Here is a 17469-nt window from a genome sequence, read left to right on the forward strand (position 1 = left end):
ATGCCCAAAGATTCCACCGCCGTGATCGGCGAAATCGAAAACCCGATTTTGCGACAGAAGGTTGCAACAGAGCGCGACCGAATGCGCGCCGAACGCGCGCTGGACCTTGCCCATGAGGAACTGAAAAACGCCGAAGCGGCGGCGGCGCGCTTGCCTGCCGTTGAGGCCGAATTGGCGACCGTGCGGCGCATGTTGGATCGTCCCCAGCGGCTCGAAGCCAGCCTGAAGGCACCCGCGCAGGCCAAGCCAGCGGTGAAGGCTCCCACGGCGCTGGGAACCATCGCTCTGGCGGTCTCTGCTGAGATTGTCCGGCGTCTGGATGGCACCGACCCCGCTGACTTTATCAAGCAGGTTCGACCGGGGGACGAATGGCGACTGGTGCGTCGTTACGCGCAGAAAGCCGCAACTGATCCGGCCTATACCAACGTCGCAGGATGGGCGCAGGAACTCACCACCACAGGACTGGGACCGGACTTTGTGGACCGCGCACCGAGCGCGGTTATCCCCCAGCTTCTCGGGGCTGGCGCGCGGGAAATGAATTTCCGTGGCCACAACGCGATGTCGTATCCCCGCCGCCTGCGCGACACCCTTCCCGCCGCGTGGAAAGAGGAAGGGACGGAAATCCCGGTCAAGGCGGGCATGTTCGGATCGGTCACGCTCACCCGTTATTCGTTGGGCGTCATCGCCACCTTGTCGGAAGAAATTCGGCGCGTATCGCGTCCCCAGATCGTGGACGTTGTTCAGCAAGGTATCATTGACGACAGCGCCCGAGCGCTCGACGGATTTTTTCTCGACGCCAACGTCCCCGTCGCAGGCGTCCGTCCCGCTGGTATCCTGAATGGAGCCGCGTCGCAGGTGAGTGCGGGCAATGATGTTGATAGCGTCCAAGTAGACCTCAAATGGCTACTCGGGCACCTCATCGGCATCCGCGCCCGTCGCCCCGTGTTCATCATCAACCCGCTGCGCGTGGCGTCCCTGTCATTGACCACGGCACCCGGAACGGGCATCCGTCCGTATCAGGCTGAACTGGAACGTGGCACCCTTGCTGGCGTCCCGCTGGTCATTGCCGACAATGCCCCCGCTGATCAGGTCATCGCGATGGATGCGGACTCGTTGTTTATGGGGATCGACATTCCCGAAATCGACATGTCGAACCAAGCGGTGTTGACCATGAGCGGCGATCCCGCGAACGACAGCGGCACCCCAGTCCGGTCACTCTTCCAGACATGGGAAGTCGCGCTGCGGTTCGTGCAACCTGCATCGTGGGGTTTCGGGCGTCCTGATACCGTGGCCACGCTCACATCGGTGGATTGGTAAATGATCATCTCAATCGACCACGACAGCCCCATCACGGCCCGCGTCAGCATCAACGGCGCACACCGCGCCACACTGACCCACCCCGGCGCTTTGAACGCCGCCATCGGCGCGTATCTCGTTGACCTGAACCTGCCCCCGCAGGCAACGGTCTGGGTCGCGCCTGAAGGCCGCAAGGCCACCCCTGCCGATGCTGGGCAATACATCGGCGCGGCAAAGGTCTACGCCGAGACAAATGGTCCGACGGCGTTGGCCAAACTGTTGAAAGGAGCGCTGACATGAATCCCGATCTGGAAACCGTCAACAGTCTGCTACTCGACCTGATCAGACAGGCGCTACTCGACGGCGCGGCGATGCAGAAGAACCCCCGCGCTGACGTCAGCGAGACCATGCGTGATCTGAACCAGCGCAGGCTCACCATTCTCGAATTGGTTGATTCGGACAGTGCTGCAGGATGAGATTGGCATAGCCCTGCGCCTGTGCTGGTGCGCTGAGGATGACGAAGCATTCGCGCGTCACGTGACGGCCCTATGCCGGGACGTGTGGCGGCTCGTGCGGTCCGATCCCTTCCCCGATCCGACGGCGCTGGCACATCACATCGAAGGCGTCCAGATGGGCGATGGAGAAGAACTCTTGCGGCGCATCCTGTCATTTGGGGAGCGCGTCCTGCAATGATCCCGCTCCTAAAAGATGACCTGCCATACAAACCCTTCAGGGGCGTCCGAAAGATCGACCCGTTCAAGCCGCTGAAACACCCACCCATCGACCTCGGGAGGAAGCGCGCCAGATCGGCACTCAAAGCGCAAATTGTGCCTGATCTGGTGCGCTCCATGCGGACCTTTCACATGCAGACGGCGGCGCAGGGCGTCCAGTATTACCAAGCACAGGGTGAGGTGTTCCAGCCGGGTGATCCGGTGGTGACGCTCGTGGACGGATCGCCCAACCGAAAGGTGACAAATGTCCGTTTGGGCGGCAATATCACCTACGTCCAAGGTCCGGGCGTTCAGGCGATCATCGAAGCGGTACAGGCCGCGTATCTCATGCTGACCGAGCAGGCTCGGTATTTCCGCGAGACAGGGCAATACATCGGCGGGTTTGTTGTCCTGATCAACGGCGATACCGAAGTCCAACCCAGCGAACTGGATCGCTACGCCGACCGGATCGACATCGTTCAGATCATTAACGTCAGACCCTACAGCGGCAAGATCGAACGCATCCACGAGCCGTTTTACACGGTCTGGAAAGCGCTGCGGCAATTCAAATACACCGAGCGGGCATCCATCCGGCTCACTATCGGCGCGAACCCGGAACATCAGCGCGAGAAAGGTGGGAACATCGCCATGCCGATCCTGACCTTTGCCCCGCTTGGCCGAAGCCCGTCGCGCGGCCCGAACAGGAGGAATTTCTATGGTTAATCAAGTTCAAACGCGTCACGAAATGGTGCTTTCCGTCGACGCCGCGAAGATGCTGCGCGATCTGCAAAAAGCAGAGAAGGAAGTCGCGGACCTCGCCCAGCAATTTGATCGCGCGCAGGCGGCGGGCAAGAAGTTCCAAACGGTCGCGGCAAACACAAATCGCTCACTGCGCAACAACGGTCGCTTTGCTCAGCAGGCCGGGGTTCAGTTCGGTGATTTCCTCGTTCAAGTAGGCGGTGGCCAGAATGCCCTTCTCGCCTTCGGTCAACAGGCCAACCAGATGGCCAGCTTCATGGCGGGGCCGTGGGGGATCGGCTTCACGGTCGCGACAGGTCTTCTCGCCGCGTTCGCCGGGAAATTGGGCAAGTCTTCTGAGGAAGCCGACGAGTTGCGCAAAAAGCTGGAAGCCGCCGAGAAGGCCACGGCGGACCTTGTGCGCGAGACAGAACGCCTGCGGTCCGGCGACAGCAGGGAAGTCCAGAACCTGCGCGAAATCATCGCCGCAGAACAAGAGCGCCTGCGGATCAACGAAGCGCAGGAACGCACCACTACGAACACGCTGCGACTTAACTCGGAGCGGATTGAGATTTTACGCACCATCCGACAGGCCGAAGCGGACCTTGCCGCGCAGTTCAATGCCGAAGAGGAAGCCCGCGCCGTCAACGATCTGCTCGAAGCCCGCGAAGGGTTGCTGAACGGCTTTTTCGGAATCTACGGATCAATTGCGGGGCGCTTGGATGAAATCTGGAAAGGTGAAAAAGCAATCACCGACGAACTCTCCAAGCGCCTCGGGATCGCATACGAATATGCAGGTCTGATCCGGGCGGCATCCGAGGCTGAAAAGGCAATGGGTCTGGATGCTTTCGGCGGATACGGCGACTGGCGATACGATCTTCCCCAGACTATCCGACCACCAGCCCCAGACACAGGCACCAGCACAGGCGGTGGCGGTGCCACTGGCGGTGATGTCGTCGATGACGTCCAGCGCGTGATCGACGCGCTGGAACGCGCACAGAAACAGGCCGATCAGTTCGGGCAGTCGCTGGATGTGGCCCTCGGTGGTGTGGCGTCCAGCGCCTTGGATGATTTTGTGGACGGTCTGGTGACGGGCGAGTTGGCTTTCAAAGACTTTGCGCGCTCGGTCCTCAACGATCTGGCCAAGATCATGGTGCGCGCGATCATCGTGAATTCGCTGATGTCAGCCTTTGGCGGTGTACCCGGCAACCCCACCAACACTGTGCAATCCATTATTCAAGGGTTGGCAGGCGTTCAGAGGTTCGGCAAAGGCGGTGTCGTGTCCGGTCCGACCTTGTTTCCCATGTCGGGCGGTGCGGGGCTGATGGGTGAAGCCGGACCCGAGGCCATCGTGCCTTTGCGTCGTGATGGCAACGGCGATCTGGGTGTCGGTGCCAGCCCGGTTGTGATCCACAATTACACGGGCGCGCAGGTGCAGGTTGAGGATCGCGAGGGTGAACGCCACGTGATCATCGGACAGGCGCTGGAAGCCGTGAAGAACGATTTCAGCAAGTCCATGGCCAGCGGACAGGGAACCTTTGCCCGCGCGCTGGAAGCTGGCTATGGCACCCGCAGGAAGGCGACTTGATAGCGTAACGCTCACACACGTGATATTCGTTACGCTATGATCCGATGTCAGACCTGCAAAACCGCTTTCACACCCCAGCGCAAGACCGCGCGATATTGCAGCACCCGCTGCCGTATGGCCGCGTACCGAAAGCGTGAGCGTGTCCGTACCGCCCCGGTCGAGTCCGTGGTGCGCGGAACCAATGCCAACCTGATCCGTGAGGTGTGCAGGCTCTACGCGCCGTCAGGCACCACCATAGCCGACGTGACGTGGGGTAAAGGTGCGTTCTGGCACAAAGCACCCGCTGGTGTAACCGTCACCGGATCGGACCTGATCACAGCGCCCGAGGGGCGCGCGTATGACTTCACCGACTTGCCCTACGCTGACGGGGAATTTGATATTGTCGTGCTGGACCCACCGTACAAACCAAACGGGAAAACCGCCACGACCAGCGACCAATATCAGCTTCACACGGTCAGCGGCATGGATGATGTGAAGCGTCTTTATATTGACGGCATGTCAGAGGCCGCGCGCGTCGCGGGAAGGCAAGTGTGGGTCAAATGTCAGGATATGGTCCACAATGGCCGTCAGCACGACATGATGGTCAGTGTGGTGATGCATGGCTATGTGCTGGACCTACACCTGCGTGACACCTTCATTCTGGTCGGCAACGGCAGTCCAGCATCACGGTGGGACACGCAGCATCACGCCCGAAAGCGTCATTCGTATTTGTTGGTGTTTGACGTGTGATGGCGCATAGGAGCGCCAAGAAATGACCGACACCCGCTGTGAGAGTGTACCCCGAAGTGTACCCTCATTCTGTAAGTCATTGATTTATATAAAGTCGTGGCGCACCTGAGAGGATTCGAACCTCTGGCCTCTGCCTTCGGAGGGCAGCGCTCTATCCAGCTGAGCTACAGGTGCCTGAAGCGGGGTATAGCCAGCCCTGCAATCCGCCGCAATCGGAAAAATGCGCGATCAGGCGAACAACTCGTGCGCCAGTTCCAGCGCGTCAATCAACGCGTCGACCTCTTGGGTGGTGTTATAAAGGCCAAAGGACGCCCGACAGGTGGCCGTGACACCGAGATGATCCATCAGCGGCCCTGCACAATGGTGCCCTGCCCGCACGGCAACGCCCTTCTTGTCGAGAATCGTCGAGATATCATGGGCATGCGCGGCCCCGTCCAGAGTGAAGCTGAAGATCGCCGCCTTGTCGGGTGTCGTACCCTGAACCTGCATCCAGTTCAGCCCGGCGAATTTCTGCATCGCATAGTCACGCAATCCCGCTTCATGCGCGGCAACGTTTTCCATGCCCAGTTCCATCAGGTAATCCAGCGCCACGCCAAAGCCGATGGTCTGAACAATGCCGGGCGTGCCAGCCTCGAACTTCATTGGCGGATCGTTGTAGATCACGCCTTCCTTCGAAACCTCCTTGATCATGTCGCCACCCCCGAGGAACGGGCGCATCTCGGCCATGCGCTCGGACTTGACATAGATCGCGCCAGAGCCGGAGGGACCATAAAGCTTGTGCCCGGTGATCGCGTAGAAATCGCAACCAATATCTGACACGTTGACCGGCGCATGCACCGACCCCTGCGAGCCATCCACAAGCACCGGAACGCCCTTGGCATGGGCACCTTGGGTGATCGCCTTCACGTCAACCATCGTGCCCAGAACGTTGGAACACTGCGTCACCGCGACAAGTTTGGTTTTGGGGGTGATCGCATCCAGCACGGCCTGCGGATCGAGCGCCCCGGTGGCGTCCACGTCCACCCATTTGATCACCACGCCCTGCCGTTCCCGCAGGAAATGCCAGGGCACGATATTGGCGTGATGTTCCATCACCGAAAGGACAATCTCGTCTCCCGCCTGCATGCGCGGCATGGCCCAGCCATAAGCCACCATATTGATGCCCTCGGTGGTGCCCGAGTTCAGGACGATCTCGTCTTCGCTTGCAGCGCCCAGGAACCGCGCAATTTTGCCCCGCACTGCCTCGTATTGGTCGGTGGCGAGATTGGAAAGGTAATGCAACCCCCTGTGCACATTGGCATATTCATGCGAATAGGCCCGCGTCACTGCGTCGATCACCACCTGCGGCTTCTGCGCCGATGCACCGTTATCGAGATAGACCAGCGGCTTGCCGTTCACCTCGCGCGACAGGATCGGAAAATCCGAACGGATCTTGGCGACGTCATACATATCAAGAGAATCCCATTGCAGTGACGCCGATCAGGGAGAGAAAGAGCGACAGCCCCACCGTCATCCCGACCAGCGTGAAAACCAGCATCATCACGGCCTTGCCCATCGTGTCGAAACCATGTGCGACCTTGAGAAAGTTGAGCACGATCCACGCGCCATAAAGACCCGTGGCCATGACAAAAATCTGGGCCAGACCGGGCAGGAAGATCATCAGCACCAGGGCTCCAAGCTGCACTGCCAGCCGCATGTATTGCAGCCAGCCCATCATGAGCAGGATGTCTTCGAACCGCGCCTGACCGCCCATCGCGCGTCCGACCCAGTAAAAGGCAAAGACAAAGATCACCGTGACCGAGCCCAGCACCATGCAGACCAACACAGGTGAGGTCAGCAGAGGCAGGGCGATCTCGGCCGGAACCGGAAACAGCGTGATGGAAAGGAAATAGGCCAGCGTATTGAGGATCACCGCCAGCGCAAGGATCAGCCAGCCCGCCGCGCGATCGACCTGCTGCGCCACCAACACCTGCCCCGCCTGTGGCGGATTATAGATGGTGAGCATGAAAAGCTGACGCAAAAACGCGCTCATACCGCACCCTTTCCGGCCTGCAACAGACCCGAGATCCAGAACCACAGGAACACCAGCAACCAGATCAGCCCAACTACGCTCAGTCCGATTCCCGGACCGATGAACCCCGCCACAAGGCCGTGCAACAGGATCAGTGGCGCTGCTGCAAGCAAGGCCCAGAAGAGCGCCAGACGGGCACCGTATGAGGTTTGCTTGCGCCCGACTGCGCGCAGAAAGATATGGGACAGAAAGGCGATGAAATAGAGCAGCAAAGGCGCGATGAAAAGCCACGCCAGAAGCGTTCCGCCCAGAAGCGCGTTCAATTCCTGTCCCGTAAGATGCGCCTCGCGCGCAAGGCGTGGCCATTGCGCGACGAACACGATCCCGCAACCCGCCATGAGGATGGCCAGCGCACGATCCTCACGCTGCCCCATGGACAGCAGCCGCGCCACGACGCGATGCGGCCCCCGATAGGTCGCCACCATGTCACGCGTCAGAGACATCAGCCGCGCCGACGCTCCAGCCAGCCTTCGAGCCGACCGATGATTTCGTCGCGAAGTTCTTCGCTTTCGATCTCTTCCACGGCTTCGGCAAGGAAAGCCAGCGTGAGAAGGTCGGTGGCGATGTCACGCGGAACGCCCCGCGCCCGCAGGTAAAAAAGCGCATCCTCGTCAATGGCGCCCGACGTGGAGCCATGCGAACAGGCCACGTCATCGGCATAGATTTCCAACTCGGGCTTGGCGAGAAACTGGCTGTCATCATCCAGCAAGAGCGACTGGCTGATCTGGTAGCCATCGGTTTTCTGCGCGCCGGGTTTGACAAGGATCTTGCCCTGGAACACACCAGTTGCCCCGTTGCGCAGCACCTTCTTAAAGACCTGACGGCTTTCACAATTGAGTGCGTCATGGGTGACAAAGACCGTGTCATCATGATGGAAGTCCCCATCCCCAAGCGCCGCACCGGCCACATGGGCCACCGCGTCGTCTCCGGTCAGGGTCACAACTGCTTCATTTCGGGTCAGGACGCCATTCACGGTCAGTGTAAAGCTTTTGAAAACCGACTCCGTGCCAAGGCGGGCAAAGAGATGCGTGACCGCACGACGTTCATGGTCGCGCCCCTGTGCACGTATGTGATGCAGCGTGCCGCCATCGGCAATGTCGATCTCCATGCACTTGTTGAACCGTGCAGCCGCCGGGCCGTTTTCGAGGATCGTCGCCTCGGCACCGCTTTCCACCCTTACAACATGATGTAGGAACACGTCCGACGTCACGTCCTCATGGGTGTAAATCAGGCTGATCGGCTTGCTTGGCTTGCCGGTCACGCGAATGGTGACTCCGTCGCCTGCATAAGCCGTATTGAGCGCGGCCAGGGGGCGATGCACCGGATCATGGCCGTCCGCTTCCAGCGCGCCATAAAGGTCTTCGGCCCAGTGATCATCCTTGCAGCAGACGTCTTCCAGCCGGTCGATCTGGACCCCTTCCAGCGCAAGGTCATCGGATTTTTCCGGGCTGAACACACCGTCGACAAAGACGATCTTCAACCGCTCGACGTCGGAAAACATGGGCTCTTCGCCTGCGTCGAACAACGCCGCTTCGGGCGCTTCGGGCTGGATCAGCGTGTCAGGCCGAGTGAATTTCCAGTATTCGTCCCGGCGCTGCGGCAGGCCCATCGCGCGCACGCGCGCCAGAGCCGCCTCCCGGGCGTCCTTGGTGCATCCCACGTCCGGCATGACCATCGCTGCCAGCCGGGTTTCGGTTGCGCTTGTCTTGCGATCATCTAGCGCCATTACGCCACCTCGGCCAGAATGTCGGCATAACCGTTCTGTTCCACTTCAAGCGCCAACTCCGGCCCACCCGTTTTTACGATACGGCCATCTGCCATGATGTGCACGACGTCCGGTTTGATGTGATCGAGCAGACGCTGATAGTGGGTGATCACGAGGAAACCACGCCCCGCGTCGCGCAGGGCGTTGACGCCCTCGGAAACGAGCTTCATCGCGTCCACGTCAAGACCCGAGTCGGTCTCGTCAAGGATGCACATCTTGGGTTCCAGCATCGCCATCTGCAGGATTTCGTTGCGCTTTTTCTCGCCGCCCGAGAAGCCGACGTTCACGGGGCGCTTGAGCATATCGGCATCGATCTTGAGCGTCTTGGCCTTAGCGCGGACCACCTTGAGGAACTCGGCCGCCGACATTTCCTCCTGTCCGCGCGCTTTGCGCTGTGCGTTCACGGCGGTGCGCAGGAAGGTCATGTTGCCCACGCCGGGGATTTCCACCGGATATTGGAACGCCAGGAACAGCCCCAGTGCGGCACGCTCTTCCGCTTCCAGCTCCAGCAGGTCTTCGCCCTCAAGCGAGGCGCTGCCGCCGGTCACTTCATAGCCATCACGCCCCGAAAGGACATAAGACAGGGTCGATTTGCCCGACCCGTTCGGCCCCATGATGGCATGCACCTTGCCGGCTTCCACGGTGAGGTCGACCCCTTTCAGGATCTGCTTGTCTTCTTCTTCAAGTTTGACCTTCAGGCCCTTGATTTCCAACATGTTCTTTTCCTTCGTCATTCGACCGGCGGTTCGCGCGCCGCCTGTTATTCCACGGTGACAGCCGTGCCGCTGGCCGAAACCATCAGCATCGTGTCACCCACCACTTCGTAATCCAAATCGAAACCCACAACCGCATTGGCACCCTTCTGCGCCGCGCGGCTTTCCAACTCGGAGAGCGCAGTTTCCCGCGCGTCCTGCAACTTGGTTTCATAAGCGCCGGATCGCCCCCCTACTATGTCGGTGATCGAGGCGAAGATATCGCGCACCACATTCGCACCCATGATCGCTTCGCCCACGACAATGCCGTGATAGTTGGTGATCCGGCGGCCTTCGATGCCCGGAGTTGTCGTCACGATCATGGCTCAGAACCCTCCGAAATAGGTGATCAGCATCATCACGCCCATCGCAACCATCCCGAAAACCGCCGAGGTCACGAAAATCGAGCCGCCAATCAGCCCCTCGTCGTTGCCCTTGCGGTGACGACGCACCAAAAGACCGACGGCGGTGCCAATGGCGATCCCCGCCCCGACACCGGCAGATTTCTGCATGAGAAGCTGGATCGTTTCCATCACCGCCGCCTTTGCATCAGCTTGAGAATGATCCGCCCGGCAATCCAGCCAAGCACGATCCCGCCGCCAATCCCGAGTACGGGGTTGATGAAGTCCATCTTGAACGCGTTGACCCAGATAACGCCAGCCAGCCCGCCCAGGGCGGGCATGCCAATCGGGATCCAGGCTTCGAGACCACGGCCCATATCAGCCCACCGACCCTTCGAGAGAAATCGCCACAAGCTGTTGTGCTTCCATGGCAAATTCCATCGGCAACGCCTGTAGAACTTCCTTGGCAAAGCCGTTCACGATCAGCGCCACGGCCTCTTCCTCGTCCATGCCGCGCTGGCGGCAATAGAACATCTGGTCGTCATCCACCTTGGATGTCGTCGCCTCGTGTTCCACGCGGGACGAGTTGTTCTTGACCTCGATGTAAGGCACCGTATGCGCCCCGCATTTATCCCCGATCAGCAAGCTGTCGCACTGGGTATAGTTGCGCGAATTCTTCGCCTTGGGATGCATGGACACAAGACCGCGATAGGTGTTCTGGGCAACGCCCGCGCTGATGCCCTTTGAGACGATCCGCGACTTGGTGTTCTTGCCCAGATGGATCATCTTGGTTCCGGTATCGGCTTGCTGGTGGTTGTTAGTGATCGCGATCGAGTAGAACTCCCCCTGGCTGTCATCGCCGCGCAGAATGCAGGACGGGTATTTCCACGTCACCGCAGACCCGGTTTCCACCTGCGTCCACATCACCTTGGAGCGGTCACCCCGGCAATCGGCGCGCTTGGTCACAAAGTTGTAAATACCGCCCTTGCCGTTCTCGTCGCCGGGATACCAGTTCTGAACCGTCGAATATTTCACCTCGGCGTCTTCCTCGACGATGATCTCGACCACTGCGGCATGAAGCTGCGAGGTGTCACGCTGCGGCGCAGTACAGCCTTCGAGGTAGGACACATAGCTGCCCTTGTCGGCAATGATCAGGGTGCGTTCGAACTGACCGGTGTTTTCCGCGTTGATACGGAAATAGGTGCTCAATTCCATCGGGCAACGCACCCCCGGCGGCACGTAAACAAACGAACCATCCGAGAAGACGGCGCTGTTCAGCGTGGCGTAGAAGTTGTCTGACACAGGCACAACCGAGCCTAGGTATTTCTTGACCAGCTCGGGATGCTCCCTGATCGCCTCGGAAATCGAGCAGAAAATCACGCCCGCCTCTTTCAACTCTTTTTGGAAGGTGGTGCCTACCGAAACCGAGTCAAAAACAGCGTCCACGGCCACTTTGCGCCCCTCGGCTGGGGCCGCGTCAGCGCCTTCGACCCCGGCAAGGATCATCTGTTCTTTCAGAGGGATGCCCAGCTTTTCATAGGTTGCCAGCAGCTTGGGATCGACCTCGTCCAGCGACTTGGGTTTTTCTTCCATGCTTTTCGGGCGGGCATAATAATACTGATCCTGGAAATTCACTTCCGGGTAATCCAGCATCGCCCAGTCGGGTTCTTCCTTGGTCAGCCAGCGGGCATAGGCCTCGAGCCGCCACTCGGTCATCCATTCCGGTTCATCGTTCTTGTCCGAAATCAGGCGCACGATATCTTCGGTCAGCCCCTTGGGGGCATATTCCATCTCGATCTCGGTTTCCCAACCGTACTTGTACTTGCCGCCGACTTCGCGAACGGCATCCACGGTTTCCTGATCGACACCTTCCTTGACGTCTGTCTGGTCCAGACTGGCCATCGTGTTCTCCTGTTCGTTCGCGTTCACGCCGCCCCTTTGAGGGTCCGGTCGCGATGTTTCCTCATCCGGGTGAGCCAGCTTTCGGCAAAACCCAAAACGTCCTGTTCCGTTGTGTCCGGCCCCAAAGAGACCCGGATTGCGCTCGCGGCGGTGGCATCGTCATAGCCCATCGCCTTGAGCACGCGGCTGGCGCGCACTTTGCCCGATGAACAGGCCGATCCTGCGGAAATCGCAAAACCGGCAAGGTCCATCTGCATAACCTGTGTCTCGCCCTTCCAGCCGGGTGTGGCGATACAGGTGGTGTTGGGAAGGCGTTTCTCGCCTTTCCCGACAAAAATGGTATCTTTTGCCTCTGCAGCAAGGGCCTCTTCAAGCAAATCGCGCAAATTGGCAACCCGTTCCCACACCCCATCGGCCAAATCTTTTGCCGCAGCCGTGGCCGCTGCCGCAAATCCGGCCATGCCAATGAGGTTTTCCGTGCCCGCGCGGCGGCCCATTTCCTGCCCCCCGCCCAAAAGCTGTGCGGGGATATCCGTGCCCCGCTTGACAACCAGCGCGCCGATGCCCTTGGGCCCGCCAAGCTTGTGCGCAGAAACCAGTGCCATGGTCGCCCCGGACCAGTTGAAGGCCACGGGCAGCTTGCCAAAGCCCTGCGTCATGTCGCTGAGCAACAGCCCATCTGGGAGCGTCTGAACAATCCCGGTCTCGGAATTGGCCAGTTGCAGCGCCGTCTTCGCCGGGTCTTTCACAGAAACCTGCCCATTGCCATCAACCGGCAAATCAGACGTGACCCAAGCAGACACCGCGTCATGTTCAATATCGCCCGCGTGCAAATCCCGTCCCTGCAGGGCCAGCGCTGCGGCCTCGGTCGCGCCCGAAGTAAAGACGACATCCGCGCCATCCGCACCGAACGCCGCTGCAATCTCGGCCCGTGCCTTCTCCATCAGCCCCTTGGCGGCCCGCCCTTCGGCATGCACGCTCGACGGATTGCCGACAATCTCCATCGCGGCGATCATCGCGGCCTTCGCCTCGGGCCGCAGCGGCGCCGTGGCATTATGATCGAGATACACGCGCATCAGGTGTCGTCATCCACCACCGAAAACAGGGTTGGCACTGCCGGACAGGGGGCCAGGTCGTTTTTCACTACGTCCGAAAGGCGCGTCTGGTGCAAAAACACGTAGACATGCGCCGAGAGACCCTCCCAAAGCCGGTTGGCCATTGATTGCGCGCGCGATCCGCTTAGGCCCCCGCTCGCGCCGGCCCCGGTATGCAGCGCCGATACGGTTTCGTCCACCGCCGTCAGAATTTCGACCACGCGAATGTCGGACGCGCTTTTGGCAAGCCGGTACCCGCCCCCCGGCCCGCGCACCGATTCCACCAGCCCGGCGCGGCGTAGCTTGACAAAAAGCTGTTCGAGGTAGGGTAGCGAAATATCCTGACGTTTCGAGATCTCGGACAGGCTCACCAGCCCCTCTGGTGGCTGCAAGGCAATATCGGCCAAAGCCACGACCGCATAGCGCCCTTTCGTCGACAGTTTCATCCTGCACCCCCAGCGAATAGATTGACGTCAGCCGCTCAGGTGCTTAAGTCCCTTAAGCCCTTGCCGGTGGCAACGCCGGATCAATGATTAGAACCGTTCTAAGGTAGCTTAGCAAATTCGTCAAGAATTGCATCGCACCTTTTGCAGGAGACAAGAAGCACACCATGCCAGAGGTGATTTTTCCCGGACCCGAAGGCCGCCTCGAAGGCCGCTACCACCCGCAAAAAGAAAAAGACGCACCGATCGCCATCGTGCTTCATCCACATCCCCAATTTGGCGGAACGATGAATAACAAGGTGGTCTACAACCTGCATTATGCCTTCTACAACATGGGCTTCACCGTGCTGCGCTTCAACTTCCGAGGCGTCGGCCGGAGCCAGGGTGAGTATGATCAGGGCGTGGGTGAGCTTTCCGATGCGGCGTCGGCGCTCGATTACCTGCAGTCGATGAACAACAACTCCAAGCATTGCTGGGTTGCCGGCTTCTCATTCGGCGCGTGGATCGGGATGCAGCTTCTGATGCGCCGCCCCGAAATCACCGGGTTCATTTCTGTCGCACCGCCTGCGAACATGTATGACTTCTCTTTCCTTGCGCCCTGCCCCAGCTCGGGCCTGATGATTAACGGCACCAATGACCGTGTCGCCCCCCCGGCAGACACGCATGCCCTTGTGAACAAGCTGCATGAGCAAAAGGGAATCACCATCACCCATACCGAGATCGAAGGGGCAGGCCATTTCTTCGAAACCGAGGAATACATGGATGCGATGGTGGGCAACGTGACCAATTACGTAAAGCGCCGCCTGACTGAAACGACGCGCTGATGGGCACGATCGAGACGCTGGCGGCCAAGCTCGCCGAGGACACGCTGAAAGCTCAGCGCATAACGGGCGATGACCGCCTGTTCGTTCAGGTTGGCGCCGTTCTGGCCGCCGCGTCGCAATCATTGGAAGAGGCCTTCCTGACCGAGGTACGAGTCCGTCTCGCCGAAGAAAAGGCCCGCGCCTTTCTTGTCGGCAAGGTCAAGGAAGCCCGTGAAGCTGCCGGGTCAGCTGAATGAGCGCCCGCCTCGACGCCCAAATCGCCTTTCTGAAAGAAGCCGACCACCTCAAGGCCGTGCTGCGTGCCTCGCGCCTTCTGGATGACTCGCGATTTGAAAACTCGGCCGAGCATTCATGGCACGTCATGCTCTATGCACTTGTTCTGGTCGAACATTCCGCCGAGCCGGTCGACATCGCGCGCGTGCTCAAGATGCTCCTGCTGCATGACATCGTCGAAATCGACGCTGGCGATGCGCCGATCCACGGCGACGTGGACCATGCCGCCAAGGCCGCCGCAGAAGAGGCGGCGGCAGAGCGTCTTTTTGGGCTCCTACCGGATGATTTGCAGCATGAATTCAAATCCTTGTGGGTTGAATTTGAAGCAGAAGAAACGCCAGAGTCGCGCTTTGCCAAGGCGATTGACCGGATGCCCACACCGATCACCAATCTTGAACTGGGCGGTGGTTCCTGGATTGATTACAACGTGACGCTCGAACAACTCGACCATCGCGTCGGCGTACCCATCAACGGTGGCGCCCCCGGCGTCTGGGGCTGGTTGCGCCCCAAGCTGGAAAGCTGGTTTCACCGCAACGGCCGCGCCTGAGCAGTCACCAACATTGCGGCCACCCATAGCCCCAGCGCCATGACAGTCCCGAACAGGGCGCGCCACCAACTCGTACTGCATCGAACATGGCCTTGCCGATGAGCTCATAGGCGGTGGTGACCTGCGCATCTGACAGGTCATAAAGCGTCTTCAGATCGTCGCCGCGCCTGTTAGCTGTCGCGGCAACACAGGTTTCAAGCGCCTCATCCGCTGCCAGCCGAGCGAAATAGCTGTCCTCAGGTGCACTCGACACCCCCCCGAGATGATAGGCGCGGTCATGGATCACACAGCACTCTTCCCAAGGGGGCTGGTTTTCATGCGCTTCGGCAAATTCCGGAAACAGGCGCGCGACCGTGGTCCATGCCGACGACATCCCGCCGGAACACCCATCCGTCGTGAAAGGCGCAAGAACCGCGTCAGGGGCGGTACGGGTAGCTTCCAGCCGCGCATGCCGCCACACTTCCAAACGCGCGGTCGGCCCGAGGTCGACCTCCTCTGCGCCAACCGAAGAGCCACCCAGGATCAACAGAAGCGAAGCGCATTTAAGGCGATTCATCGCGATAGCTCCGGTTTTCTACATCAAGCCCGATGGACCCGGCCAGCCCGATGATCATACGTTCGATGGTATTGAGGTCCCGCCGCTCGGACAGCACTTGCCGTGCCAGCGCGGGTTCATCCGTGATCAACCCACTCACCCCCAAAGACACCATATGTGACATAGACAAGGCATCATTGACGGTCCACACGAACAGCTCCTTGCCTGCCTTGCGGGTCTCGCGGACCATGCGATGCGACGCCGCTGCCTGATTGACGGCAAGGAAATCGACGTCCAACTCCCACATCCGCCCCAGCGACGCGGTCGCCAAGAGCCCCATGTTCCAATCCGGGCGCAGGGCGCGCATTTTCTGGATCGCCCCGTATTTCAGCGACATGATCCGGACCTGATCCTGCATCTCCAACTCTTCCACGATGCCCGCGACGCGCTCTTCAAGCTTTTCGTCATGACCATAGTATTTCAGCTCGATCACCACGCCCGCCTTGCCCTTGGCCAATATCAGAGCGTCACGCAAAAGCGGCGTACGCTGATCGGCGTAAGCCGGGTCGAACCAGCCGCCAATGTCGATGTCCGCCAGATCGGCCGCGGTCGCGTCCCAGGCCTTGAGGTTGACCCCGGCGATCTTCATGAAATCGCTGTCATGGACGACGATAACCTCCCCTTCCGCAGATTCCTGCACATCCAGTTCGATCCAGTCCGTGCCGTCCTCAAGCGCCTTTTCAAAGGCAGCCATGGTGTTCTCCGGCCGACTTCCCGCCGCGCCCCGATGCGCTATGATCTGAACGTTCGGATCGGCCTTGACCCGCGCTAGGTCCACCAGCCCCAGAACGCTGAACACAGCCGCAGCGGCAACCGCCACCAGCGTTCCGATAAGCAATCCGCGCGGTAATGCCGCTTTGGACGTGGCAAGCCGCTCCGGCCACTGTGCCAGCGTCATCAGGATCACCGCCAGCGCCCCGGTGGTAAGCGTAACCACCAGCAGGTTCGCCAGCGCCCCAAGCCCGCCGAACACCAGCAGAACCGCCGCAATTCGGCGCAGGCTGTCCCCCATCATCGGCAGGATCAGATCCGCCAAAGCGCCGACAACTCCAAGAAGAACCGCACTCAGAATAAATGAAATACCAAGCCATATCAATATGTTGCTCAGAAGCGTGAAAGCTTTTCCCCGCATGCGCTGGCGGCTTTGGACAAACGCGTCGCGGGGCCTGACACCATCAAACAGGACCAGCGGCAAGATAAGCGCCCAACCGATCAGAGCACGCAGCAACACCAGCGCCATAACTGCGAGCACGGCCCCGATCACGACCACCGCCCGCATGAATTCCGGGGGTTTGTTGCTCAGGTAGTAGTTGATGTCATACTCGGTCAGCCACAAAAGGTAGAGCCCGCCCGCCACCACGACAAAAGGCAGGCAGAGGACCAGCACCCGCAAAGTCAGCCGCGCTCCAAGATCAATCAACCGGGGCGCCTGTGGCAGGATCTCCCACAATCCGTCAAGCCCGGTGACCCGCCCTTTGTTTCGGGACCGACCAGCCAGAGCCATCATGCAGGCCACGTCCAGCACATATATGAACACCGCCAATCCGGCGATGATCAGGAAACACAGGAAACCGACCGGGGACAGCAAGAAAAAGGCAATGTCGAAATCCGACAATGCGGGCTGCCCCGCAAACCAAAGCGCCAAACGCACGGTTAGGGCCATCAGTGGAACCAGAATGACGGCCAGCACCGCGTTAAAGGCCACGTGCACCGCCAAAAGCCGCCATCTCAGCTGCCATGCAGCGCTAAATGCGGCCAGAACCTCTCGAATACTTTCAGTCACGCGCAATCTCCTGTTCCA

Annotated in this window: 23 protein-coding genes and 1 tRNA gene; 10 read left to right on the plus strand and 14 right to left on the minus strand. The window is 60.0% G+C overall.

What is annotated here, in order from left to right; all coding sequences use genetic code 11:
* The 7 genes from BMZ35_RS12675 (at position 1) to BMZ35_RS12705 (ending at position 5061) form a co-directional block, all read left to right on the plus strand.
* Positions 1–1317, plus strand: coding sequence for a phage major capsid protein (locus tag BMZ35_RS12675; RefSeq protein WP_093094232.1), 1317 nt, complete (start codon positions 1–3; stop codon positions 1315–1317).
* The gene (locus BMZ35_RS12680; protein ID WP_093094233.1) at positions 1318–1596 is read left to right on the plus strand and encodes a hypothetical protein; all 279 of its coding nucleotides are present in this window, start codon (positions 1318–1320) and stop codon (positions 1594–1596) included. It begins immediately after the preceding gene.
* A complete protein-coding gene (locus BMZ35_RS12685) occupies positions 1593–1772 on the plus strand; it encodes a hypothetical protein (RefSeq protein ID WP_093094234.1) in 180 nt (59 codons plus the stop codon). Before BMZ35_RS12680 ends, BMZ35_RS12685 begins: the two co-directional genes overlap by 4 nt.
* Complete coding sequence (locus BMZ35_RS12690) at positions 1747–1989, plus strand: hypothetical protein (protein WP_165610076.1); 243 nt, start codon at positions 1747–1749, stop codon at positions 1987–1989. The genes BMZ35_RS12685 and BMZ35_RS12690 overlap by 26 nt, the downstream gene beginning before the upstream one ends.
* A gap of 155 nt (positions 1990–2144) precedes the next feature.
* On the plus strand, positions 2145–2729 hold the full coding sequence (locus BMZ35_RS12695) for a hypothetical protein (protein WP_131814374.1): 585 nt from the start codon (positions 2145–2147) through the stop codon (positions 2727–2729).
* A complete protein-coding gene (locus tag BMZ35_RS21310) occupies positions 2722–4332 on the plus strand; it encodes a phage tail tape measure protein (RefSeq protein ID WP_093094237.1) in 1611 nt (536 codons plus the stop codon). Before BMZ35_RS12695 ends, BMZ35_RS21310 begins: the two co-directional genes overlap by 8 nt.
* 114 nt (positions 4333–4446) lie before the next feature.
* Positions 4447–5061: a class I SAM-dependent methyltransferase gene (locus tag BMZ35_RS12705; RefSeq protein ID WP_093094238.1), complete on the plus strand. Its 615-nt coding sequence runs from the start codon at positions 4447–4449 to the stop codon at positions 5059–5061.
* Positions 5062–5158: 97 nt separating this feature from the next.
* On the opposite strand, the gene BMZ35_RS12710 is transcribed toward BMZ35_RS12705, so the two are convergent.
* The 12 genes from BMZ35_RS12710 to iscR form a co-directional block, all read right to left on the minus strand.
* Positions 5159–5235, minus strand: a tRNA-Arg gene (locus BMZ35_RS12710).
* Between the two features lie 54 nt (positions 5236–5289).
* Positions 5290–6510, minus strand: coding sequence for a cysteine desulfurase (locus tag BMZ35_RS12715; RefSeq protein WP_093094239.1), 1221 nt, complete (start codon positions 6508–6510; stop codon positions 5290–5292).
* Position 6511: 1 nt separating this feature from the next.
* Complete coding sequence (locus tag BMZ35_RS12720) at positions 6512–7093, minus strand: Yip1 family protein (protein WP_093094240.1); 582 nt, start codon at positions 7091–7093, stop codon at positions 6512–6514.
* The gene (locus BMZ35_RS12725; RefSeq protein WP_093094241.1) at positions 7090–7575 is read right to left on the minus strand and encodes a YIP1 family protein; all 486 of its coding nucleotides are present in this window, start codon (positions 7573–7575) and stop codon (positions 7090–7092) included. Before BMZ35_RS12725 ends, BMZ35_RS12720 begins: the two co-directional genes overlap by 4 nt.
* Positions 7575–8858 (minus strand): Fe-S cluster assembly protein SufD, encoded by a 1284-nt coding sequence (gene sufD, locus BMZ35_RS12730; RefSeq protein ID WP_093094242.1) that lies wholly within the window; start codon positions 8856–8858, stop codon positions 7575–7577. The genes BMZ35_RS12725 and sufD overlap by 1 nt, the downstream gene beginning before the upstream one ends.
* A complete protein-coding gene (gene sufC, locus BMZ35_RS12735; RefSeq protein ID WP_093094243.1) occupies positions 8858–9613 on the minus strand; it encodes a Fe-S cluster assembly ATPase SufC in 756 nt (251 codons plus the stop codon). Before sufC ends, sufD begins: the two co-directional genes overlap by 1 nt.
* Positions 9614–9657: 44 nt before the next feature.
* Positions 9658–9972, minus strand: a complete 315-nt coding sequence (locus tag BMZ35_RS12740) for a heavy metal-binding domain-containing protein (protein WP_093094244.1) — start codon at positions 9970–9972, stop codon at positions 9658–9660.
* A 3-nt stretch (positions 9973–9975) separates the two neighbouring features.
* Complete coding sequence (locus tag BMZ35_RS12745) at positions 9976–10182, minus strand: hypothetical protein (RefSeq protein WP_093094245.1); 207 nt, start codon at positions 10180–10182, stop codon at positions 9976–9978.
* A complete protein-coding gene (locus tag BMZ35_RS12750) occupies positions 10182–10367 on the minus strand; it encodes a hypothetical protein (protein WP_093094246.1) in 186 nt (61 codons plus the stop codon). The genes BMZ35_RS12745 and BMZ35_RS12750 overlap by 1 nt, the downstream gene beginning before the upstream one ends.
* A 1-nt stretch (position 10368) precedes the next feature.
* Positions 10369–11892, minus strand: coding sequence for a Fe-S cluster assembly protein SufB (gene sufB / locus BMZ35_RS12755; RefSeq protein WP_093094461.1), 1524 nt, complete (start codon positions 11890–11892; stop codon positions 10369–10371).
* Between the two features lie 23 nt (positions 11893–11915).
* Entirely contained in the window at positions 11916–12971 is a 1056-nt protein-coding gene (locus BMZ35_RS12760; protein ID WP_093094247.1) for a cysteine desulfurase family protein, read from the minus strand.
* Entirely contained in the window at positions 12968–13432 is a 465-nt protein-coding gene (gene iscR, locus BMZ35_RS12765) for a Fe-S cluster assembly transcriptional regulator IscR (RefSeq protein WP_093094248.1), read from the minus strand. The genes BMZ35_RS12760 and iscR overlap by 4 nt, the downstream gene beginning before the upstream one ends.
* 164 nt (positions 13433–13596) lie before the next feature.
* Here iscR and BMZ35_RS12770 point away from each other — a divergent pair, with 164 nt between their 5' ends.
* From BMZ35_RS12770 to BMZ35_RS12780, 3 genes are read left to right on the plus strand one after another with little or no spacing between them, the layout of a single operon-like run.
* Positions 13597–14253, plus strand: coding sequence for an alpha/beta hydrolase (locus BMZ35_RS12770; RefSeq protein ID WP_093094249.1), 657 nt, complete (start codon positions 13597–13599; stop codon positions 14251–14253).
* The gene (locus tag BMZ35_RS12775) at positions 14253–14489 is read left to right on the plus strand and encodes a hypothetical protein (RefSeq protein ID WP_093094250.1); all 237 of its coding nucleotides are present in this window, start codon (positions 14253–14255) and stop codon (positions 14487–14489) included. The genes BMZ35_RS12770 and BMZ35_RS12775 overlap by 1 nt, the downstream gene beginning before the upstream one ends.
* On the plus strand, positions 14486–15073 hold the full coding sequence (locus BMZ35_RS12780) for an HD domain-containing protein (protein WP_093094251.1): 588 nt from the start codon (positions 14486–14488) through the stop codon (positions 15071–15073). Before BMZ35_RS12775 ends, BMZ35_RS12780 begins: the two co-directional genes overlap by 4 nt.
* Positions 15074–15077: 4 nt before the next feature.
* Here BMZ35_RS12780 and BMZ35_RS12785 read toward each other — a convergent pair whose 3' ends face one another.
* On the minus strand, positions 15078–15629 hold the full coding sequence (locus tag BMZ35_RS12785) for a hypothetical protein (RefSeq protein WP_242654786.1): 552 nt from the start codon (positions 15627–15629) through the stop codon (positions 15078–15080).
* Positions 15616–17451, minus strand: a complete 1836-nt coding sequence (locus BMZ35_RS12790; RefSeq protein ID WP_165610077.1) for a glycerophosphodiester phosphodiesterase family protein — start codon at positions 17449–17451, stop codon at positions 15616–15618. The genes BMZ35_RS12785 and BMZ35_RS12790 overlap by 14 nt, the downstream gene beginning before the upstream one ends.
* Positions 17452–17469 lie beyond the last annotated feature (18 nt).

The organism is Shimia aestuarii, assembly GCF_900114635.1.
GTDB lineage: Bacteria > Pseudomonadota > Alphaproteobacteria > Rhodobacterales > Rhodobacteraceae > Shimia > Shimia aestuarii.